The sequence below is a fragment of the Anaerococcus sp. AGMB09787 genome (genome assembly GCF_022808955.1).
Classification (GTDB): Bacteria; Bacillota; Clostridia; order Tissierellales; family Peptoniphilaceae; genus Anaerococcus.
Window position 1 is genome coordinate 21,868 of sequence record NZ_JAKZEY010000004.1, and the last position, 21,762, is coordinate 43,629.

The window sequence follows — 21,762 nt, forward strand, 5'->3', positions numbered from 1 at the left end:
GCATATTAAATTTGACAAAAGACATTTATCGTCTTATAATCATATTGAAGTCATTTATTGTCTTAATTATACATTAATAGTCCATTAGATTCAAGGAGGACTTATGAAGAGAGTTATTTTACATTCAGATATGAATGCTTGTTATGCATCTATAGAGGCCAAGTTAAATCCCAAACTCAAGGGAATTCCTATGGCCGTAGCAGGAAATCCCGAGAATAGACATGGGATAATTCTTGCCAAGAGCCAGGAGGCCAAGGTCATGGGGGTTACAACTGGTGAACCTATCTGGCAGGCCATGGCCAAGTGTCCCAACCTTACCATAGTACCTCCCCACTATGAGGAGTATCTTAAGTACTCAAAGCTGGCAAGGAAGGTTTATTACGACTATACCAACCAGGTAGAACCCTTTGGTCTGGACGAATGTTACTTGGATGTTACGGGATCAACTCATCTTTTTGGTTCAGGAGAGGATATAGCCATGACAATCAAGGAGAGGGTCAAGAAGGAAATGGGGATAACAGTTAGTGTCGGGGTTTCTTTTTGCAAGATATTTGCCAAATTAGGCTCAGATATGAAAAAGCCCGATGCCATAACTGTGATTGATGAGGAGAATTTTAGGGACAAGGTCTGGCCCCTAGAGGTAAGAGAGCTAGTCGGAATCGGTAGGGCCACCGAGAGGAAGCTCCACTCTATAGGAGTCTATACCCTAGGCGAGCTTGCCAGGACTGATGTTGATATTTTGAAGGACCTCTTGGGGATAAATGGAGTCTACCTCTGGCAGTATGTAAATGGCAAAGACGTGAGAGAAGTCCACGATAGGGACTTTTGCCAGGACATCAAGACCATAGGCAACTCTACAACTTGTAGGGAAGACCTAGTAAATAACGAAGAAGTCTTCAATGTCTTCCAGCTACTTTCCCTACAAGTATCAAGGAGGCTAAGGGATGCGGGTCTTGAAGCAGGTGGAATCGAAGTTTTTGTAAGGGATACTAAGCTTTATTCCTACCACTTCCAAAGGGTCATCAACCTCGCTAGTCAATCTTCCATAAACATAGCCAAGGAAGGAATGGAGCTTTTTAGGGAAAAATATAGATGGGACTTGCCTGTAAGGGCCCTAGGGATAAGGGCTATCAATCTAAGAAAGGAAGGCACTGGCAGTCAGCTAGATGTCTTTTCTGACTACAAAAAATTTGAGAAGAATGAATCCTGCGACAAGGCCATCTATGAAATAAGGAAAAAATATGGCAATGAAGCCATCTCCTTTGCTTCCCTAAGCCTAGATACAAAGACTCCCAAGGAATTAAATGAGGTAATAACCCTCCCAATGAGCCACTATAATTTTTAATATAGCTGATAAAATTATTGACTATTTGTGCGTTGTGTTATATAATAACTATAACAGGAGGTGGTGAAATGTTTTTAAATATAGATTTTTCTTCAGAACTTTCTATATATGAGCAAATAAGAAGACAGATCATCCTAGCCCTGGCTAGGGGAGATATAGAATATGGGTATGATCTACCATCTGTAAGGAATTTGGCGGCAGATATAGGGGTCAACCTTCATACTGTAAACAAGGCCTACAAGCTCTTGGAAGAAGATGGAATTATAGAGATGGACAGGAGAAGGGGGTCCAAGATAGTAGACAAAAAGCTTCCTATCAAGGAAGAGAAAAGAGATGATATCTTTGAAAACCTCAACTTCTTAGTAGCCTTCTCAAGGCTTAAGGGAATTAGCAAGGAAGAGATAATCTCTTTAGTAGAAAAAATTTATGGTTTTTAATCGGGAGGAGACAATGAACGATATAAATAAATTGGGGCTAAGCTATAGCCTTATAAATTTCCTATTGGCTATCATTTACGCCTATGCACAGGCCTATTCAAAGAGGGGCTATCTCTTGGGAGTGAGCCTATCGGAAGATATGGGAGATGATAAGAGGGTTAGGGATATTTTAAGGACCTACAAGGCCCAAGTCCTAGTCCTAGGAGTCATTTCTTCTATAGGGATATACCTACTAAGTTTTATCTTGGGAGAGGCTAGCCTATCCTTAGTCCTAGTACTGGCTACTATCTTGGTTGGTCTTGTTCCACTTGTTTTACAAAATAAGAAACTCAAGGAAATAAGTAAGGATTATATAAATACCCCTAAAGAGAGGGTGGTTTCAGTAGAATTTTCTAAGGGGAGTCTTACTAATAAAAAGAAAATCTTCTTACTTTATGGAGGTCTTTTGCTAGTAATCCTCGCCTTTGCCATAAAGATCCACCTGGCATATCCAGGATATCCTGAGAAGCTTATTAACCACATGGACTTTAGTGGGAGGATCGATTATGCTGATAAGACCTACCTTGGAGTCCAAAGTGTAAGTATAATTAGCCTTGTCATGTGGGCAACTTACCTAGCTACGAATTTAGCAATTCTAAGGGCCAAGGCTAGGATAAGTCCAGACAAGCCAGAGGAGTCCTTGGCAAATTTAATCAAGACTAGGAGACTTTGGACCTATTATTGCCTTATATCAAGTCTCCTTATGGTCTTACTTTTCCAAGTAGGAATAGCTGACTTTATGAAGACTGGCAAGAGTTTCTTAACTATATTTTTGACTGTGGTTTTAGTCGTCTTTGCAGTAGACTTTCCACTTGTTATAGGAAGAAGGTATTCGGTTGATGGGTCAAGAAGGGGTGATTACCAAAACTTGGGCTATGAAGAAGACGATAAGTATTGGATACTTGGAGCAAGTATCTATTACAATACAGGAGATCCTTCTTTTATAGTAGAAAAGCGAGTGGGAGTTGGCTATACCATAAACCTTGGTTCAAGGCTAGGTAAGATTATTTTGGTCTTGGGATTATTGATACTAATAGCAGTTTTTGTGAGATTATATTTAGGATAAAGAAAAGGGTCTTAGGGGAAAGCTCTAGGGCCTTTTTCCTTGGGTAAGGATTGAAATTGGATACTTTTCTAGTATTATATTAGAGTCTATAAGTGTAGGGAAACTTGCACTTTTTTTAATATGTTAGGAGTATTATGAAGAAGGATATTAAGCTAATAGTATTTGATGTAGATGGTACTTTGGTAAATGATAATAAAGAAATCCTCGATGAAACAGTTGAAGTAGTCGAGGCCCTAAAAAATAAGGGAATAAAAATCATCCTAAACTCAGGAAGGACCTTTAATGGTATGTGGAGGATGAGGCAAAAGCTAGGGCTAATGGCCTATGATGATTATTCTATTTGTGGAACAGGAGCCTACATAAGGAGAAACGCTGACGGTAAGGCTCTCTTAGCAAATCCCCTCGATGAAGATGACTACAATAAGATAGTCGCTATGGTCGATGGCTTTGATGTCCAAGTGGCAGTCCACACTATGAATATCCTTTACCTGAATGAAGAAGAGCCAAACGAGGCCTTTATCTTAGACCAAAAGCAGGTACAGATGCCATGGATGAAGTTTGAGAAATTTTCTGATATAGAAGAGTCTGTATCAAGGATTGGGATAGAGGGAGATCCAGAGGTCCTAGACCAGATCTCTGATAAATATATGGATAAGCTCACCGAGGACTATATGGTTATGAGAAATGAGTCATATCTTATAGAGATCCTAAACAAAAATTCGGGCAAGGAGAAGAGTCTTGCGAGTCTCTGTGATATCCTAGGAGTTGCTATGGATGATATAATGTATTTTGGTGATGGTTTAAACGATGCCAAGTCCATAGACCTTGTAGGAGTGGGTATAGCCATGGATAATGCTCACCCTGCTGCAAAAGATGCAGCCGACTATGTCATAGGGTCCAATGAAGAGCCTGCCCTAGCAGAATTTCTTAGAAGGTATTTTGATATAGATGACTAGGTTTGTAAGCTTATCCTCAGGATCTTCTGGCAATTCTGTCTTTATCGACCACAAGGGGGTTAAGATTTTAGTTGACGTTGGCTTTTCTGGCAAAAAAATGATAGAGCTCTTAGGGCAAATTGGGGAAAAACCAAGTGATATCGATGCGATTTTTCTTACCCATGAGCATATAGATCATATAAAGGGGGCCGGGGTCTTGTCCAAAAGATTCGATATACCCATCTATGCCAATGAGGGAACCTGGAAGGCCTTTTTGAAAAAGGCAAAGGGCATCAAGAATGAAAATATCAAGATTTTTAAGTCAAATACCTTTCTTAATTACAAATCAATGGATATCCTTCCTATCTCCATCCACCATGATGCAGCAGAACCAGTGGGCTATATAATCTATCTGGGCAACAAAAAAATAAGTATCCTAACTGATACGGGCTTTGTAGATGAGACCATAGCCTACCAAATCAAGGGGTCGGATGTCTATTATATGGAGGCAAATCACGATCTTGAGGCTCTTAAGATGGGACCCTACCCCTACAAGCTAAAGCTTAGGGTGATGGGGAAGATGGGCCATTTGTCTAATGATGATTCTGCCTCTGCCCTAGCTGATGCCTTGGTTGGCAAAAATGAAGTGATTTTTTTGGCCCACCTGTCAGAAACTAATAATACCCCCGAGCTTTCAAAACTTACGGTGGATACTTACCTAAGGAGCCTGGGTTTTGACTTGGATAAAGATATAGCACTTGAAGTAGCAGATAGGAACAAGCCTTCGAGAATAGTGGAGTTATAATGGAAATAGTAGAAATAGAAAGATCAATAATCAAAAAATATAGAAAAGAAATACGGTCTCCCTTTATTAAAGGAATCAAGGAATTTTCCCTAATAAATGAAGGAGACAAGGTAGCCTGTGCCATATCGGGAGGTAAGGATTCTCTCCTCTTGGCTAAGCTATTAGAAGAATTACACAAACATTCAAAGGTCAACTTTGATGTAGAATATATAGCCATGGACCCTGGCTATGATAGGGCTAATAGGGAACTCTTGGAAGAGAACTTCAAATACCTTAATATAGACGGTCAAATCTATGATTCCCAAATCTTTGAAGTTGCAGAAACAATTACCAAGGGGAACTACCCTTGCTATATGTGTGCTAGGATGAGGAGGGGCTTTCTCTATGCTAAGGCTAAAGAGCTTGGCTGTAACAAGGTTGCCTTAGGCCATCATTCTAATGATGTAATCGAAACAACCCTAATGAATGTCCTCTACGCTGGAAACTTCAAGACTATGAAGCCAAGGCTTAGGGCTCAAAACTTTGAAAACATGGAACTAATTAGACCTCTATACTATCTAAGGGAAGATGATATCAAAAAGTGGAGGGATTATATAGACCTTAGGAGTCTAGACTGTGCCTGCACTGTTACCAAGTCAAGCGAGTCCTACACAAGAAAGAAGGTCAAAGAGCTTATAAGGTATCTCAAAGAAGATAACCCAGATGTAGAAAAATCAATCCTAAGATCAGCTGAAAATGTAAACTGCGATATGGTTTTGGGCTATCAAATCAAGGGAGAAAAACATTCGTTTTTGGAGGAATTTAAATGATATTAGACTTTTTTAAGGTGTTAATTCTTTCTATTGTAGAGGGAGTTACAGAATTTTTGCCTGTATCATCTACGGGTCACTTGATATTAGTAAATCAATTTGTAGAGCTAGAACCTGAAGGCTTTTCCAATGCATTCAATATTATAATTCAGCTGGGAGCTATCCTTTCTGTAGTAGTAATATATTTTAGAAGATTAAACCCTTGGGATTCTGGCAAAACTGCTAGATATTTTCCAAAAAATTATAATAAACTTAATAATCAATCCAAAATTTATTATAGACTAAGCCATCCAGACAAGTCCACTATGGAGCTATGGAAGAGGGTTATAGTAGGAATCTTGCCAGCTATGGTACTGGGTCTACTATTTGATGATATAATAGATACCTACCTCTTTAATCCAATGGTGGTAGCAGCTATGCTATTGGTTTGGGGTCTTATCATAATTTTTGTAGAAAAGAAAAATAAAAAAGATAAGGGCTTTAGGCATGATAATATAGCAAATGTCCCTTACAAGACTGTAATTTTGATAGGATTTTTCCAAACTCTTGCCATGATACCTGGTACATCAAGGTCAGCAGCAACAATTATGGGAGCTATGATCCTTGGACTTTCTAGGTCAGCTGCTGCAGAATTTTCTTTCTTCCTAGCTATACCAACTATGCTAGGAGCAACAGTCCTCAAGGTCTTCAAGAACCTAGCAGGCTTTAGCCTCTACCAATGGTTCCTAATCTTATTGGGCATGGTCCTATCCTTTGTAGTTGCCTATGTAGTAATAAAAAAATTCATGGACTATGTAAAAAACAACGACTTCATTCCATTTGGTATTTATAGGATAATCCTTGCTCTAGTAGTATTCTTATACTTTGGTCTTATCAGATGAAAACTTGTGAATGGGTAAGGTCAGATATATCTAGGGCCTACCATGATGAGGAATATGGGAGGCTAAACCTAGATGATGACTACCTTTTTGAGATGTTAGTCCTAGAAACAATGGAGGCTGGTCTTTCCTTTGAGCTTATTTTACAGAAGAGAGATGCCATGAGGGAGGCCTTTGATGGATTTGATTACGAAAAAATAGCCAGCTATGATGAGGCTAAACTTGAGAGTTTTTATGAAAATAAGGACCTCATTAGAAATAAAAAGAAGATCCAAGCCATGGTAAGTAATGCCAGGGTCTTCATCAAAATAAGGGAAGAATTTGGTGACTTTAAAAGCTACCTAGGGACCTTTATAACAGAGCCTATAGACTACAAGAGAAGAGAGGGGGAGAGTATTTGTAGGTCAGACCTATCAGAAAGACTATCCAAGGACCTCAAAAAACGAGGCTTCAAATTCACAGGTCCTGTTGTAATCCACTCCTTTATGGAGGCAGTAGGACTTGTAAACAACCACCACACCTCCTGCCCAATCCATGATGAAGTTAATAAAGCAAAGAAGAAAACCCGGAAGGACTAAGCTTTCCGGGAATTTTTTTATCCAAGGATATTGATAAAGAAGCTAATTACTATAGGGTTTGCGAGGTTTACGGAGATTGCGAGGACTATGGGGAAGATGAACATCGCTATATCGGATGGGCCATTTTCTTCTATGATGGCTTTCATATTTGCCATGGCGTTGGGGGTTTGACCAAGTCCTACCCCACAGTGACCGGCAGCCATAACTGCACTGTCATAATCTTTACCCAAAAATCTGTATGTTACTAATGTTGTGTAAATGGCTATAAAGATAGCTTGGGAGATGAGGATTATAAACATTGGTAGGGCAAGGCTTGCTATGGCGATAAGGTCTAGGCTAATTAGGGCGAGGGATAGGAAGATATTTAGGGAGATATTTCCCAGGGTATCTATAGCATCTATCCCTATGTCCTTGTTTAATAGGTCATAAATATTTCTTAGGATAAGTCCACCAAATTGGAGGCCCACATAGTAGGGGAAGTTTAGCTTACTTAGGCTAAGGATTTTATTTATTAAGGTTCCAAGTAAGGCTGCGAGGGCTATTATTATAACTCCACCCGTTAAGGACTTTTGGTCAAGATGTATACTTTTTTCTTCTAGGTCAAGCCTACTTATACTTTCTTTGCTGGTAAGTTTATTTTTTTTGATAAGTCTATTTGCCACAGGGCCACCTACAAGGGATCCTACTAGAAGGCCAAAGGTTGCAGCAGCTATGCCGATAGAGGTGTTGTTCGCTGCTCCCATATCTTCCATGACCTTGCCGAAGGATATGGCTGAACCAATTCCACCTGTCATAGAGGTAGACCCCATGGCTATTCCGTGAAGAGGATTTATCCCCATAATACTTGCAAGACCCACCCCGATTATATTTTGGAGGGGCAAGAGGACTATTATGACAAGAGATAGCTTAAGTCCCAGGAGTCCTGTTCTTTTTAGGGACTTAAAAGAGGCGGCAAGGCCTATGGCTGTAAAAAATACATTCATAAAAAAGTCTTGGAGGCTAAGGTCAAAGTTAATGTCTAGGTTAAAAAATTTTTTTAATATAAAAACTAGGATACTTATCACCAGTCCCCCTATAACTGGACTTGGTATAAAAAACCTCCTAAAAAATTCAAATTTACTTTTTATAAGAGAACCAAAGGCAAGGGCCAACATGGCTATGCTTAGGGTTTGAATCAAATCTATTTCCATACAATCTTTCCTTTTTAATTATTTGCTTAATTAATATATAACTAGCTTTATTTATTTTCAAGGGTAAAATCCTATTATTTAATACTTACTTGTATAAAGGAGATATTTTGTTATATAATAAATAAAGGAGAGTGCCTATGAAAATACTTTATTGGGTGTGTGCTATCGGGATATTTTATGCCGTGATTGGTTACCCCCTAACACTTTTTATTTTAGATAAGATTATTAAAAGAAAAAATATCAAAGACTTTACTAAGAGGCCCAAGGTTTCTGTTATAATATCGGCCTATAACGAAGAGAAGGTTATAGAAAAGAAGCTATTAAATATTATAAAGACAGACTATCCTGACTTTGAAGTAATTGTTGCCAATGATTCGTCTACTGATAGGACAGTTGAGATTTGTGAGAACTTTATTAAGACCCACCCGGACTTTGATATCAAGGTAAATTCTGTAAAGAACCACCTAGGTAAGACTAATGCCCAAGATGAGGCAGTAGAGGTAGCCAAGGGTGAGATCCTCATCTTCTCAGATGCCAATTCCATGTTTAAGGAAGATGCCATAAGCGAGCTTATTTCATATTTCACAGCTGATGATATAGAATATGTTTGTGGGTCCCTTATCTATGCCAAGGATCTTGATACAGCATCTGTTGTAGCTGAAAATGCCTACTGGGATGTAGAGCTTAAGATGAGAAAGATCGAGTCCAATATCAGCACAATTGCGGCAGGAAATGGAGCCATATATGCTTGTAGGAAGAGGGACTATAGGCACTATGACTTGGTATCAAGCCATGACTATGAGATGCCCCTCCATGCAGGACTAAATAAGAAGAGAGCCCTCTACAATGAAGATGCCATAGCCTTTGAAAAGGCAGGATCAACTACAAGTGATGAGTTTAAGAGAAAGATAAGGATGCAAAGAAGGATTTTGACCAATCTCTTTACTAACCTTGCTAGACTTAATATTTTTAAGTATGGTTGGTTTGCATTTTTCCACTTTGGTCACAAGACTTTAAGGTTTTTGCAGGCCTTTATGCATATAGGAGTCTTTGTCGCTAATGCTTTTTTATTTACATCTAGTATATTTTATAGGGCGACCCTTATCCTACAAATTGCCTTCTACCTCTTGGCAGGATTAGGCAAGGTTACTGGATCCAAAAACAAGCTCTTGTATTTCCCAAGATACTATACTATGATGATGTTAGCCCAACTTCTTGGAGCAAAAAACGAGCTAACAGGCAAGTCTAAGGCAACTTGGGAGAAGGCTGAGTCAACGAGGCAATAATGAAGATTGAAGTATTAATTTCTGCAATGAATGTAGCAGATATAAATTTTTATAAAAAATTTAACCTGACGACTGATGCCCTGATAATTAACCAGACTGACCACAATGGTTATGAGGAAATAGACACGGGGGACTTCAAGGTGAGGATGATTTCTACTGATACTAGGGGACTTGGTAGGAGTAGGAACCTAGCCTTATTAAACTCCAAGGCAGACATTGTAATCTTCTGTGATGACGATGAGGTCTTTGAGGATGATTATGAGAAGAAGGTAGGGGATGCCTTTAAGGAGAATCCAGATGTTGATTTTTTTGTTTTTAGGACCCTCATCTACCAGGATGGCAAGGAAATAGTTAAGGTTAAGGAAGAAAAGGACCTTAAAATATTTAATGCCCTAAGGTATGGGTCTGTTCATTTTGCTTTTAGACGAGATGAGATAATGAAGAAAAATATTTCTGTATCTACTTATTTTGGAGCAGGAACAGATAATGGGTCGGGAGAAGATTCGATTTTTATAGCTGATTGTATACGCTCTGGCCTTAGAGTTAGGTCTGACCTATCTCTTATAGCCAAGGTATACAATGATGATTCTAGCTGGTTTAGTGGATTTGATGAGAAATATTTTTATGATAAGGGCAAGCTTGCTAGGGCCCTCTTCCCCAAATCCTACAGGCTCTATATAGATAGTTTTGTAACAAGACATAGAGATCAAACAGCAGAGTTAGGTATAAAAAAGGCTCGAGCAGTAATGATTAAAGGCGCAAAAGATTTCGGAGGTTGATATGAAAGAAAAAAGATCGCTTTTAGCTTCTATTCCAAAGGGAATAATCTTTGGACTAATTATAGGCATTTTAATTTATTTTGGCCTAGGATTTTTAGGATATGATGAGTACCAAGCTAAGTCAAAGATAATTACAACTAGCTTGGATACAGTGGATGCAGATAACGTAGCTACTCAAAATTATGCGGCTACCATTAACTCAAACAAGATAAAACAAACTACACTTGAGAACTTGGGCATAGATATGTCCCTTGGAGTATTTAACACCAAGCTTTCAATTGAACCAATTGAAGGTTCTTCTGTTGTAGATATTGTAGTAACTGATACCAACAAGTTAAGGGCTGAGGACATGGCAGATGAATATGCAGACCTTGCTATAAGAGTCATCAAAAACATCTACCAAACAGATGCCCAAGTTATGGAATATGCTTACCAAAATGCTGGCAAGGTAAATAACTTCCTAGGCTACGGCCTTATAGGTGGAGGGATTGCTTTCGTAGTATTTACACTAATATCAATGATAGCAACCAATTCCTACAACAACAAGCTAATAAAGGCCTACTACGAAAACCAAGGCTCACTTAGAAATAGACCAGTAGAAAATGAAGAAATAGAGAATAAAAATACTAAGGTAGAAAGAAGGGTAACCTTCAAAAAGGTAGAAGAAGAGGAACAATCTTCCCTAGATGAGGACTTGGAAGAAGACTTCGTAGAAGAAGATATAAATGAAGTAGAAGATATGGATGCTACAAGAGTAATAAATAGAAATGAAGTGATGGAAAATCTATCTCAAGAAGAAGATACATCCTACAAAATTTTAGGAAAAATTCCACCATATAGCAAAGGAGATTTAGATGTTTAAGAGAAAAAAAGAAGAAGAAAAACAAATAGCCCTCCAAGCCTTTTACAATATTGAAGCAAATCTCCTAAAAAACCTAGGAAGCTTCGACAATGTGATAGCCTTTACTTCAACATCAAACCACACTGACCAAATGCAAAACCTATACGCTATGGCTAGGCATATTGCAGAGGATGGCCCTAGGATCCTATTAATTGATACCAATTTGAGATCTCCACAAATAGAGAATGTTGCAGGTAGGGGCAAGGAAAGAGGCTTTATCGATGGACTCTTGGGAGATTATAGTCACGAAAGCATCATAGAAAGTGATGAATACGAGAAAAATCTTACACTAATGACAACTGGTAAGGTATCAGACTATGCAGACAAATTCCTAGAAGTAAATGACATTAGAAACTACTATGATGACCTAAGAGGTCGTTACGACTATGTCTTCATTAGTACAAGCGAAAATATAGGCATACCTGAAGCAAGTCTCTTCTCAGCGCTTGCCGATAAGTGTGTAGTATTCACATCCTATGCCAACCTAAATAATGAAGTATATGATCAATCTATAGAACTACTAGAGAAGGCTTCAACTGATATCTTGGGTATAATAGTAACAAATTACGTATTCAAAGAAACTGAAGTTGATGAATTGTTTGGAGATAAATAATGAAAAAATCTAAAATTTTACTTATACTTTCCTTACTTGTTACAATCACAGCTTGCTCAAATGATGACTACGTTTCAAAACGTCACCCTGAAGCAAACACAAATCAAGTAGACCAAGAAGAAGTAGCAGAAGAAACAAGCTTAGAAGATAATCCAGAAAACCAAGAAGAAAACTCAAGCACTGAAGAAGAAGGTCAAGAAGAAAATACCGATGGTATAGAAGGAGTAAATTACAAGGTAAATGATATAGTAAATATCAGACTCTATCCTTCAACTGACTCTGATATAGTAGGAGAGGCCCATCCAGGAGATGAAATCATGGTAATCTTAGAAGCAGATGGATGGTCAAGAGTAAATATAGATGGCCAAGCAGGCTATATAAAATCTGACCTACTAGAAGAAGTAAAATAAAAATAATTTTATGCCGGATTCGATTATCGTTTCCGGTTTTTTATTGGTCAAATTGATGATTTTTATATGAATATAAGTGAAGCATAATCTTACCTTTGGGATAGGCTAGGATTTTTTTGTGGGGATTTTATTAGCTAGGATAAGAGATTCTTTATGGGAAAAAAGATTATATCCAGTAAAATACTTTATAAGCCTACTAAAGTATAAATTATAATGTTATAATAGTATAGAGGTAATTATGATAAATATTTTTTTTGATTATTTGCTGTGGCCCCTACTTATGGTTATTGCAGCTTTTTTCCTGTTAAATTCCATCGTAGACAAGAAAAAATCTAATATTTATATTTCAATAACTATATTAGTTGTCGCAGCGGTAGTTATGGTATTAATTTTTAATAGGCTCGAGGATGATATTTTCATTCAGCTCTACCTTTTCCTATTTTTGCTCTCTATTGCTTTGGTTATTCTTGCCTTAATCAAGCAGATAGATGCTTTTACTCTTGTAGGAATTGGTTTAATGGTAGTTATGTTAATTATTTTGCTTTATTAAAAGTATGCAAGAGAGGTATTATGATTGAGATTAAGAATCTAAACAAAGTTTATGAAAATGGTTACGAGGCCTTAAAGTCTATCAACCTAGATATAGAAGATGGGGCCTTGGTTACCTTGTTGGGACCAAGTGGTTGTGGTAAGTCAACTATCCTAAATATTATTGCGGGTATTCTAGATCCAACTAAGGGAGATATTTTATTTGATGGGCAATCCATAATAGGCAAGCACCCTAAGGATAGGGATATAGGAATGGTCTTTCAAAATTACGCCCTCTATCCCCATATGACAGTCCTAGAAAATATTATTTTCCCACTTACAGTAGGGGATAAGAAAATTAAGAGGGATAAGGCTAAGAAAGAAGCCGAGAAGTATATAGACCTTACCTATATAGGCGATATTAGGGATAAGAAGCCAAATCAAATTTCTGGTGGTCAGCAACAAAGGGTTGCCATAGCTAGGGCCCTTATCCAAAATCCAAAGACCCTATTGCTAGATGAGCCTCTAAGTAACTTGGATGCAAGGCTTAGACTTTCTATTAGGGAGGAGATTAGAAATATTGTAAAGGAAGTAGGAGTTACTACGGTCTTTGTAACCCACGACCAAGAAGAAGCCCTATCTATTAGCGACTATATAGCTATCATGGACGAGGGAGTTATCCAACAATATGATAAGCCACAAAATTTATACCTAGAACCAGCCAATCTTTTCGTGGCAAAATTTATAGGTAGCCCTATTATTAATATCTACGATGTAGAAAATGATGGGGATGTTCTTAGGGCTCCTGACTTTATTATCAATAAGTCTGACCTTGTAGCTTCTAGGATCAAAAAAGACATAAGTGAAGCTAGGTATTCTCTAGGAATTAGACCTGAACAATTTAACCTAAATGAAAATGGCGATATAAGTGTCAATATAGATTCTATCGAAATGATAGGAAGGTATATGATTCTTCACTTTGAATTAAATAACTTGCCTTCTAGAATGGTTGTAGATAGCAAGCTTCCTATAAAGCCAGGCGATACTATAAGGATTAGTATAGACTATGATTCAATTTACCTATTTGACCAAGAAGGAAAGAGAGCCTACTGATGAAGAAAAATAAGTATAGTGCAGAGCATTCTAACAAGGCCTGGTTATTTTTGGCTCCAGCCCTGGCAGCCATTTTGATATTTTCTGTTTATCCTATGATAAGAACCTTTATAATGGCCTTGCAAAGTAATGATATTTTAAATCCTAAGTTTGTAGGTCTTGAGAACTTTCCTATTGTTCTAAAGGACCCCATATTTAGAAGGGCCATGCTAAACACCTTAATCTATTCGGTAACGGTAGTTCCTTTATCAATTATAATTTCGATGTTTATAGCCCTAGTTTTAAATACTAATATTATTGGCAATAAGTTCTTCGAAACTATATTTTTTATCCCTTACCTAACCAGTGTTATAGCTATCGGTATTGTATTTAGGTACCTACTTAATGGTAATTATGGTTTTGTAAATTATATTTTGGGCTTTGTGGGCATTGGGCCGATAGACTTTTTGAATAACCCTGACTACAATATGCTTGCGACCATTATATTTGGTGTTTGGCAGTCTCTAGCCTTTAATATTATAGTAATCCTTGCAGGTCTTAGGAGTATTGACAAATCCTACTACAAGGTAGCAGAGATGTTTGGTGCAAGCTCTTGGGAGCAATTTAAGAAGATTACTTTGCCAGAGCTTAAGTCAATCTTGACCTTCTTATTTTTGACAAGCTTTATATCAGCCTTTAAGATATATAACTCTGTTTTTGCCTTGTTTAATGGTAGGGCAGGTGTCGGAAATAAGCTAATGACTGCAGTATTCTATATTTACAACAAGTTCTATGTAGAGTATAGGTATGGTCAAGCCATGGCAGCCGGTGTAATTTTGTTCTTATTCCTTTTGGTGCTAACCTTTATCCAAAAGAAGATTATAGAAAGGATTGGTAGGTAGATATGAATAAAGCTCTAAAAGTACTTGGATATATCTTTGTAATAATAATGGCTATAATAACCCTCTTCCCATTCTTATATATGATTTCATCATCACTTATGACTTTTCAAGAGGTAACTAGGATACCGCCAAAACTTTTGCCAGCAAGGCCAATTTTTGAAAACTACAAAGAAGCCTTCGCTGCAGCACCCTTTGCTAGATACTTTGTAAATACAGTTTTTGTTACAATGATTAATACAATTATCACATTAATCACAACAATCCTTGCGGCCTTTGCCCTAAACTTTATGAATTTTAAGCACAAGAGAGCCCTAGAAAATTTCTTGCTTTCCTTGCTTATGATTCCCTTTGAGATAATAATCTTTACCAACTTCTCAACCATAGCTAAGCTAGGACTTATAGATACTTACACAGCTTTGATAATTCCCTTTATGGCTTCGGTATTCTATATCTTCTACCTCAGGGAGTTTTTGAAGTCTATACCAAGGGATTTCTACAATGCAGCCAAGGTTGATGGGGCGAGTGACTTTGAATTTATAAGAAAGATTATGATACCAATGTCTAAGTCCACAATCTTTACTATAGGCCTACTAAACTTTATAACTGGTTGGAACTCATTCTTGTGGCCAATCTTGGTTACAAACTCTACAGAAATGAGACTAATAAGTAATGGACTTTCTGCCTTCTCATCAGATGCAGGTCAATTTATCCACTTGCAAATGGCAGCATCAACAATTACTATCCTACCAATCCTAATCCTATACTTTATCTTTAGAAAGCAAATCCTTAAGGGAGTATCCTTCGGAGGCATAAAAAGATAATCTTTGTTATAGTAGTAAAAATGGGTATATTATATAGGCGAGATGATTATATAAAAAAAGGAGAACTTATGAGAAGAAAATTATCAATCTTAGCAGCAATGGCTTTATCGCTAGGTCTTTTTACAGCTTGCGGTAACAACCAAGAAGCAACAACAGAACCAGCAGCAGATACAGCTGTTGAGGAAAGTACAGAAACTAAAGAAAGCACAGATGCTGAAGCACCTAAAGAAGAAACTTCTAGTGAAGAAGTTACAGCAACAGGTGATGCGACTGAAGTAGTATTTTGGCATGCTATGGGTGGTGGACAAGGCGAGGCTTTGGAGAAACTAACCAAACAATTTGAAGAAGAAAATCCAGATGTAAAAATAACCCTACAAAGTCAAGAAGACTATGGTAAACTAAATCAAACCCTAGTTTCATCCTTACAATCACCTAAGGATCTACCAACTATAACTCAAGCATATCCTGATTGGATGCTTCAATTTGACCAAGCAGGATTGGTAACAGACCTTACTGACTATGTTAAGGGAGAAGATGGAATTGATGATTATGAAGATATCCTTCCAGGAATTAGAGATGAAATCGAACAAGATGGCAAAATCTTAGGAATCCCATTTAACAAGTCAACAGAAGTTTTCTGGTATAACAAAGACCTTTTTGATGAACTAGGACTTGAAGTACCTACAAGCTTTGAAGAACTAGCAGAAGTTTCAAAGAAAATCTATGAAGAAAAGGGAATCCCAGGAGTTGGATTCGACTCCCTATCTAACTACTACGTAACTTACCTTAAGAACAAGGGTGTAGAATTTGATGCCAACCTAGACGTAACAAGCCCTGAATCAATCGAAGCTGTTAACTACTACAAGGATGGGGTAGTAGGTGGCTACTTTAGAATTGCAGGAACTGACCAATATATGTCAGGTCCATTAACAAACGAACAAGTAGGAGCCTATATAGGATCAAACGCCGGTGAAGTTTACATCAAAGACGGTGTTGAAGGAAAATTTGAATACGCTGCTGCTCCTTATCCAGCAGAAAATGCCGTACAACAAGGTACAAACATCTATATGTTTGATAAGGCTACAGATGAAGAAAAACAAGCAGCCTTCAAATACCTAAAATACCTAGCAAGCAAAGATGCACAAATACAATTTGCCCTAGATACTGGATATATGCCAGCTAGACAAAGTGCAGTTGAAGATGACTCATACAAGTCTTCAGAATCAGCTATAGTACCTATCCTAAGTGATGCAAGTGGTAAGCTATTCTCAAGACCACTAGTAGAAGGAAGCCAACAAGCTTACAATGATATCGGATCTGTCTTAGAAAGCATCCTTTCAAATAAGGATAGCGATGTTGAAGCCGAAATGGAAGCCTTCGCTCCACAATTCCAATCAGATTTTAATTAATAGTTTCTAGTTTATTAGATTAAAAAATTAAATCGGCACGAGGACATCCTCCTTATGCCGATTTTTGTATGTAAACAAGTATCTTTATCAAATATGTACTTAAACAATAAATAAAATAACCAAAGAAATGGTTAAAAGTATTATTCATAGAGACTGGCTATTTAGTTCTGACTTAAACCGTGTTCAGCATAAATATCAGACATACAACCTATATAGTCAAATGGATATTGAATATATATTTGACAAAAAGGTTTTCTTGTAATATTCTTATTGTGAAAACACCTATTAGTGTGATATTTTAAATTCATAGAGGAAGGAGTAATATATGGAATTTAAGAGACTTTTTGAACAAGGACAAATTGGAGAATTAAAGATTAAAAACAGGATAGTAATGCCTCCTATGGGAACAGGCCTTGCTGATATGAATGGAGAGGCCACAGAAGATATAATCCGTTACTATGAACAAAGAGCCAAGGGTGGTTGTGGATTAATTATTACAGAAATTTGTAGGATTGATGATGAACATGGGGTAGGACTTGCTAGCCAACTTGCAGCAACAAAGCTTGGTCATATCCATGGACTTCAAAGACTTGCTGAAAGAGTACATGCTTATGATACAAAGATTTTCTTACAACTTCACCATCCAGGAAGAGAGGGTAAGGCAATTCTTAACCCAAATAGTGGAGAAATTGTAGCACCTTCAGCCTTTACTACTGAAATAAATGACGAAATGCCTCATGAACTAACCATAGAAGAAGCCAAAGCTATTCAAAAGAAATACATAATGGCAGCCTACCTAGCCCAAGTTGCTGGTATGGATGGAGTAGAACTTCATGGAGCTCATGGATATTTTCTAAACCAATGGCTAAGTCCTTTTTCTAACAGAAGGAAAGATATATATGGTGGATCTTTTGAAAATAGGATGCGTTATGTAGACGAGATAATCTTAGGAATTAGGAAAGTATGTGGCAAGAAATTCCCAATAGGGGTTCGTATATCTGCTGATGAATTTATGGGAGATAAGGGAATTACTCCAGAAATAGGTGTCGAGATTGCTAAACACTTAGAAAAAGTTGGGGTAGATTATATCCACGTATCATGCGGAATCTATGAATCAGGCTATTCTATTATTCCTATGTACTCTTTTAAGCAAGGTTTAAGAAAAGATTTAGCCAAGGCTGTAAAAGATGCTGTAAATATTCCAGTATTCGCAATAAATGTCATAAAGCAGCCGGAAGTTGCTGAAAAACTTCTTGAAGAAGAAGTGTGTGACTTTGTATCAGTAGGTAGGGGCCAACTTGCAGATTCCCATTGGGCAGCTAAGGCTAAGGCAGGTAAAAGTGAATTGATTAGGAAGTGTATAGGATGTAATCGCTGTATCCACGCTATATCTAATAGTCGTCATATAGAATGCTCTGTAAATCCACGTTTAGGAAATGAAGTCCACTTTGACATGAAAGATCTTAGAAAAGATGGAGATGGAAGAAAAGTTGTAGTGGTAGGAGCAGGCCCAGCAGGGGTTGAAACAGCTCTTCTTTTAGATAAGAGGGGATTTGATGTAACTTTATTTGAGCAAAATGATCATATAGGTGGAGCCTTATATACTGGTGGTCTTGGCCATGATAAGGAAAAATTAACCTGGTTTATCAATACTCAAGCTAAGGAACTAGAATTATCAAAGGTCGATCTTAGACTTAACACTAAGGCAGATAGAGAACTAGTAAAAAGTTTAAGCCCTGAAGCAGTCTTTGTTTGTGTAGGAGGAAAGACAATTAGACCTGACATTAAGGGGATAGAGGACCCTAAGGTTATATTTGCAGAAGATTTCCTTGAAGGAAAGAAAGAAGCAGGAAAGAAAGTAGCAGTAATTGGCTCTGGAGCAACAGGTCTAGAAATAGCTGATAGCCTAAAAGCTCAAGATTCTGATAGACAAGTTAGCCTAGTAGAGATGACAGATGTACTTGGAGCAAGCGAGATCCAAAGAGTTCGTATGGTTGTTTTAGCTAACTTAAAGAAAGCAGGAGTTGAGTTTTTGCCACTCCACCAATTAGTTGAAGTTACAGATAAGGGAATTAAGGTTAATAATCTTAAGGAAAATAAATACGAAGAATTAGCTTATGATACAGTAATCCTTGCCCTAGGAAGCAAGCCACAAATCGATGCAATAAAAGAATTCGAAGACTGTGCTAAAACAGTAAGAATCTATGGAGATGCAGTAAAGATTGCAACAGTCCTAGAAGCTTGCCGTGATGCCTACAACGTAGCTTGGACTTATTAATAATAGATTAGCAAAGTTAGATATTTAAGTTATATAAATTTTCATAGGGACTTAGTCCTTGCTTTATCAAAAAAATTCTTCTTGTAAATAAGCAGAAATTCATAATAGCAGGTTAAAATATTTAAATGTTTTATCGGTATCTTTATACTCGCAGAGGGATAGAGATACCGATAAATAAGTAAATCTATAAATAAAAATACATAAAATTGACAGATTATAAACATTGGATTATAATTGAATAGGGATAAGATTTTATTAGTAACAATTTAAGTATGTACATATTAGAAAATTAGAAATAATTTTATGTATTTAACAAAGGACTAGAGTTTGAACTTAGATAATGTACTCTTATCACCTATATATTTTAAAATTGTGATTTTTGGAGGAAGTATGAAAAAGTATATTTTCGAAAATAAAAAGTCTTTGATTTTAGCAATTATATTTGCAATAATTGAGGTGATTTGTGTTTATTTTGTGACTTTAAAAAGTGGTCAGGTAACACAATTATTTTATGAGGAGACTTTTAATTTATCTAGGGTAGTCATTGAGTCCTTATTTTTACTTATAATCGTTTTGTTAGCTAATGTTATTAGCGAATATTATTTAGGATGTTTTTCAAGGGATGTATCATCTGCAATTAGGCATGATTATATGGAGTCGCTATATAAAAATAAAACTTCTAATTATTTGACTACTTCACGTTCTGAGCATATAGCTAGGATAGATACTGATGTCGATCAGTTAAGGCTAGATTATATTATCAAACTTCCAACTTGCATAATAAGGGTAGGTCAAGCTTTGGTTTATTTGACAGGAATATTTTTTATCCATCCTTTTATTTGCTTTCTGACCTTTATATTAAGTATCCTACCTAGCTTGTGTGGAAGGATTTTCTCTCCTAGAATTTCCAAAGCCCAAGTAAGTAGATCACTCGCATCATCCTCTTATTTAGAAAGGCTATATGAGCTTTTGGATGGGTATTTTGTTATCAAACAAGCTGAAAATACTAGTAAATTTATAGAAGATTTTGATAAGAGGGACTATGACTTATTAGATAAGAAGAAGAATTTGAATATACTAAATGCTAGCTTATATCAGTCCATGTTTACATTAAACCTATTATCAGTATTATTATTAATTGTGACGGGGTCTATTTTTGTAAAGAAGGGATTTTTGGAATTGTCTGCTCTTGTTGCTTCCATATCACTTGTATCAGTGGCTACTAATACCATAGGCGAGGCTATGCAGTATTTAGTTAACATTGTATCTACCAAGGAGCTTTCTAAAAACATATTAAGTAAAATTTCGTTTTCTTCTAATGAGCAAAGAGTTAAAAAAGTTCCTAAACTTGATATTGATGTTGATAAGCTTAGTCCTTACTATGGCGATAAGGTGGTTTTTTCTGATTTATCTATGGAGATAGAAAAAGGAAAATCTTATGCTATAATTGGTAGGTCTGGTTCTGGAAAGTCAACTTTTACTAAGCTATTTTTAAAAATAAATGAAAATTATAGAGGAGATATTTCTTTTGCTAATGGTAACCTAAGAGACTTTAGTGAAGGAGAATTGTATCAACTCATTTACTACATACCCCAAGACCCTATCATATTTAGGGATACTATCAGGAATAATATAAGTATGTATAATGAAGAAAGCATAGAATCCTTAGATAATATAATTAACCTCGTTGGGCTTAGTAACTTGATAAGTGCTAAGGGAGAAGAAGTTATCGATGGGTCTTCTATATCCGGAGGAGAAAAGAAAAAAATAGAGATTGCTAGGGCACTTGCTAGTAAGGCTGATCTTCTTATATTTGATGAGCCAACAGCCAACCTCGACCCAGCTTCGAGGAAAAATATAGAAGATATAATTTTTGCCCTAGAAGGAATAACTAAAATAGTAATAACGCATAACCAAGATAAGTCCTATCTTGATAAGTTTGATAGGGTTATAAATATAGAAGATTATAAGTGATTTAGAAATAAGATTATTTTTAAGTATTTGTATCGACCTCCTTAGATTAATTTAAGTCTAACTTAAGGAGGTCATTTTATAGTATTCTTACCTAAAGGCAAGGACTTTTACAATATAGCCTCTATTATATTATAAGTTATCTAACTTATAGAAAAGTTACAAGTTCATCAAGCTCCTTGGTCTTGAAGTGTTTTTCAAGAGGCTTTACTCCTTCTGCCTTGTAGCCTAGGTCAATTATAGCAATAACTTCTTCGTTATCAGGTAAATCGAATTGTTCTTTTAATTTATCAGGGTCAAAGAAATTTACTATGCAGGAATCGACTCCGATACTTGCTGCTGCAAGTACCATGTGGGTTAAGACAATGGTAGCATCTTCTACACCTGAGTCACACTTATCGCCTGGGTAGGTAAAGGTGTTGTTCTTATCGTAGGCAACTATAAGGGCTGTTGGGGCATGGTATCTTGATGGTGTTAGTTCATCAATCTTTCCTAGGCCCTCCTTTGATTCCACTACATAGATGTGTTGGCCTTGACGGTTTTGGGCTGTTGGGGCAAGCCTACCTGCTTCGAGTATTGTATTTAGTGAGTCCCTATCCAAGGCTTTATCTGAAAAGTTCTTGCAAGAAAAGCGGTTTTTAGCAAGTTCTATAAAGTTCATTTTCTCCTCCTTTATTTTATTCTATTAAT

Annotated in this window: 22 protein-coding genes; 20 read left to right on the forward strand and 2 right to left on the reverse strand. The window is 36.8% G+C overall.

Annotated elements, in window-relative coordinates; genetic code table 11:
• Positions 1 to 103: 103 nt before the first annotated feature.
• The 8 genes from MUN42_RS01905 to MUN42_RS01940 all read left to right on the forward strand — a co-directional run bounded on the left by MUN42_RS01905 (position 104) and on the right by MUN42_RS01940 (position 6,892).
• Positions 104 to 1,345, forward strand: coding sequence for a DNA polymerase IV (locus MUN42_RS01905; protein WP_243342570.1), 1,242 nt, complete (start codon positions 104 to 106; stop codon positions 1,343 to 1,345).
• A 68-nt stretch (positions 1,346 to 1,413) separates the two neighbouring features.
• The gene (locus tag MUN42_RS01910) at positions 1,414 to 1,782 is read left to right on the forward strand and encodes a GntR family transcriptional regulator (protein WP_243342571.1); all 369 of its coding nucleotides are present in this window, start codon (positions 1,414 to 1,416) and stop codon (positions 1,780 to 1,782) included.
• 13 nt (positions 1,783 to 1,795) lie between these two features.
• Positions 1,796 to 2,887, forward strand: coding sequence for a DUF5808 domain-containing protein (locus tag MUN42_RS01915; RefSeq protein WP_243342572.1), 1,092 nt, complete (start codon positions 1,796 to 1,798; stop codon positions 2,885 to 2,887).
• 134 nt (positions 2,888 to 3,021) lie between these two features.
• Positions 3,022 to 3,843, forward strand: a complete 822-nt coding sequence (locus MUN42_RS01920; protein ID WP_243342573.1) for a Cof-type HAD-IIB family hydrolase — start codon at positions 3,022 to 3,024, stop codon at positions 3,841 to 3,843.
• Positions 3,836 to 4,627 carry an MBL fold metallo-hydrolase gene (locus MUN42_RS01925; RefSeq protein WP_243342574.1) on the forward strand — a complete coding sequence of 264 codons (792 nt, stop codon included), beginning with the start codon at positions 3,836 to 3,838 and terminating at the stop codon, positions 4,625 to 4,627. Before MUN42_RS01920 ends, MUN42_RS01925 begins: the two co-directional genes overlap by 8 nt.
• A complete protein-coding gene (locus MUN42_RS01930; protein WP_243342575.1) occupies positions 4,627 to 5,436 on the forward strand; it encodes an ATP-binding protein in 810 nt (269 codons plus the stop codon). The genes MUN42_RS01925 and MUN42_RS01930 overlap by 1 nt, the downstream gene beginning before the upstream one ends.
• Positions 5,433 to 6,317 carry an undecaprenyl-diphosphate phosphatase gene (locus tag MUN42_RS01935; protein WP_243342576.1) on the forward strand — a complete coding sequence of 295 codons (885 nt, stop codon included), beginning with the start codon at positions 5,433 to 5,435 and terminating at the stop codon, positions 6,315 to 6,317. Before MUN42_RS01930 ends, MUN42_RS01935 begins: the two co-directional genes overlap by 4 nt.
• A complete protein-coding gene (locus MUN42_RS01940) occupies positions 6,314 to 6,892 on the forward strand; it encodes a DNA-3-methyladenine glycosylase I (protein WP_243342577.1) in 579 nt (192 codons plus the stop codon). The genes MUN42_RS01935 and MUN42_RS01940 overlap by 4 nt, the downstream gene beginning before the upstream one ends.
• A 17-nt stretch (positions 6,893 to 6,909) precedes the next feature.
• Here the strand turns inward: MUN42_RS01940 and gltS are convergent, their stop codons facing one another.
• The gene (gltS, locus tag MUN42_RS01945; RefSeq protein WP_243342578.1) at positions 6,910 to 8,082 is read right to left on the reverse strand and encodes a sodium/glutamate symporter; all 1,173 of its coding nucleotides are present in this window, start codon (positions 8,080 to 8,082) and stop codon (positions 6,910 to 6,912) included.
• Positions 8,083 to 8,219: 137 nt separating this feature from the next.
• On the opposite strand from gltS, the gene MUN42_RS01950 reads away from it, so the two are divergent.
• The 12 genes from MUN42_RS01950 (at position 8,220) to MUN42_RS02005 (ending at position 21,075) form a co-directional block, all read left to right on the forward strand.
• Positions 8,220 to 9,368: a glycosyltransferase gene (locus MUN42_RS01950; protein WP_243342579.1), complete on the forward strand. Its 1,149-nt coding sequence runs from the start codon at positions 8,220 to 8,222 to the stop codon at positions 9,366 to 9,368.
• The gene (locus MUN42_RS01955; RefSeq protein WP_243342580.1) at positions 9,368 to 10,147 is read left to right on the forward strand and encodes a glycosyltransferase; all 780 of its coding nucleotides are present in this window, start codon (positions 9,368 to 9,370) and stop codon (positions 10,145 to 10,147) included. Before MUN42_RS01950 ends, MUN42_RS01955 begins: the two co-directional genes overlap by 1 nt.
• A 1-nt stretch (position 10,148) precedes the next feature.
• A complete protein-coding gene (locus MUN42_RS01960) occupies positions 10,149 to 11,009 on the forward strand; it encodes a chain-length determining protein (protein WP_243342581.1) in 861 nt (286 codons plus the stop codon).
• Positions 11,002 to 11,661, forward strand: a complete 660-nt coding sequence (locus tag MUN42_RS01965) for a CpsD/CapB family tyrosine-protein kinase (RefSeq protein ID WP_243342582.1) — start codon at positions 11,002 to 11,004, stop codon at positions 11,659 to 11,661. The genes MUN42_RS01960 and MUN42_RS01965 overlap by 8 nt, the downstream gene beginning before the upstream one ends.
• Positions 11,661 to 12,071 carry an SH3 domain-containing protein gene (locus MUN42_RS01970; protein WP_243342583.1) on the forward strand — a complete coding sequence of 137 codons (411 nt, stop codon included), beginning with the start codon at positions 11,661 to 11,663 and terminating at the stop codon, positions 12,069 to 12,071. The genes MUN42_RS01965 and MUN42_RS01970 overlap by 1 nt, the downstream gene beginning before the upstream one ends.
• Before the next feature lie 238 nt (positions 12,072 to 12,309).
• Entirely contained in the window at positions 12,310 to 12,621 is a 312-nt protein-coding gene (locus tag MUN42_RS01975) for a hypothetical protein (RefSeq protein ID WP_243342584.1), read from the forward strand.
• 20 nt (positions 12,622 to 12,641) lie between these two features.
• On the forward strand, positions 12,642 to 13,712 hold the full coding sequence (locus tag MUN42_RS01980; RefSeq protein ID WP_243342585.1) for an ABC transporter ATP-binding protein: 1,071 nt from the start codon (positions 12,642 to 12,644) through the stop codon (positions 13,710 to 13,712).
• Positions 13,712 to 14,593, forward strand: coding sequence for a sugar ABC transporter permease (locus MUN42_RS01985; protein ID WP_243342586.1), 882 nt, complete (start codon positions 13,712 to 13,714; stop codon positions 14,591 to 14,593). The genes MUN42_RS01980 and MUN42_RS01985 overlap by 1 nt, the downstream gene beginning before the upstream one ends.
• A 2-nt stretch (positions 14,594 to 14,595) precedes the next feature.
• On the forward strand, positions 14,596 to 15,414 hold the full coding sequence (locus MUN42_RS01990; protein WP_243342587.1) for a carbohydrate ABC transporter permease: 819 nt from the start codon (positions 14,596 to 14,598) through the stop codon (positions 15,412 to 15,414).
• A 68-nt stretch (positions 15,415 to 15,482) separates the two neighbouring features.
• Positions 15,483 to 16,823, forward strand: a complete 1,341-nt coding sequence (locus tag MUN42_RS01995) for an ABC transporter substrate-binding protein (RefSeq protein WP_243342588.1) — start codon at positions 15,483 to 15,485, stop codon at positions 16,821 to 16,823.
• 325 nt (positions 16,824 to 17,148) lie between these two features.
• The gene (locus tag MUN42_RS02000; RefSeq protein ID WP_243342589.1) at positions 17,149 to 19,101 is read left to right on the forward strand and encodes an FAD-dependent oxidoreductase; all 1,953 of its coding nucleotides are present in this window, start codon (positions 17,149 to 17,151) and stop codon (positions 19,099 to 19,101) included.
• Positions 19,102 to 19,491: 390 nt separating this feature from the next.
• Positions 19,492 to 21,075 (forward strand): ABC transporter ATP-binding protein, encoded by a 1,584-nt coding sequence (locus tag MUN42_RS02005; RefSeq protein ID WP_243342590.1) that lies wholly within the window; start codon positions 19,492 to 19,494, stop codon positions 21,073 to 21,075.
• A 145-nt stretch (positions 21,076 to 21,220) separates the two neighbouring features.
• Here the strand turns inward: MUN42_RS02005 and MUN42_RS02010 are convergent, their stop codons facing one another.
• Positions 21,221 to 21,733 (reverse strand): nitroreductase family protein, encoded by a 513-nt coding sequence (locus tag MUN42_RS02010; protein ID WP_243342591.1) that lies wholly within the window; start codon positions 21,731 to 21,733, stop codon positions 21,221 to 21,223.
• Between the last annotated feature and the right edge of the window lie 29 nt (positions 21,734 to 21,762).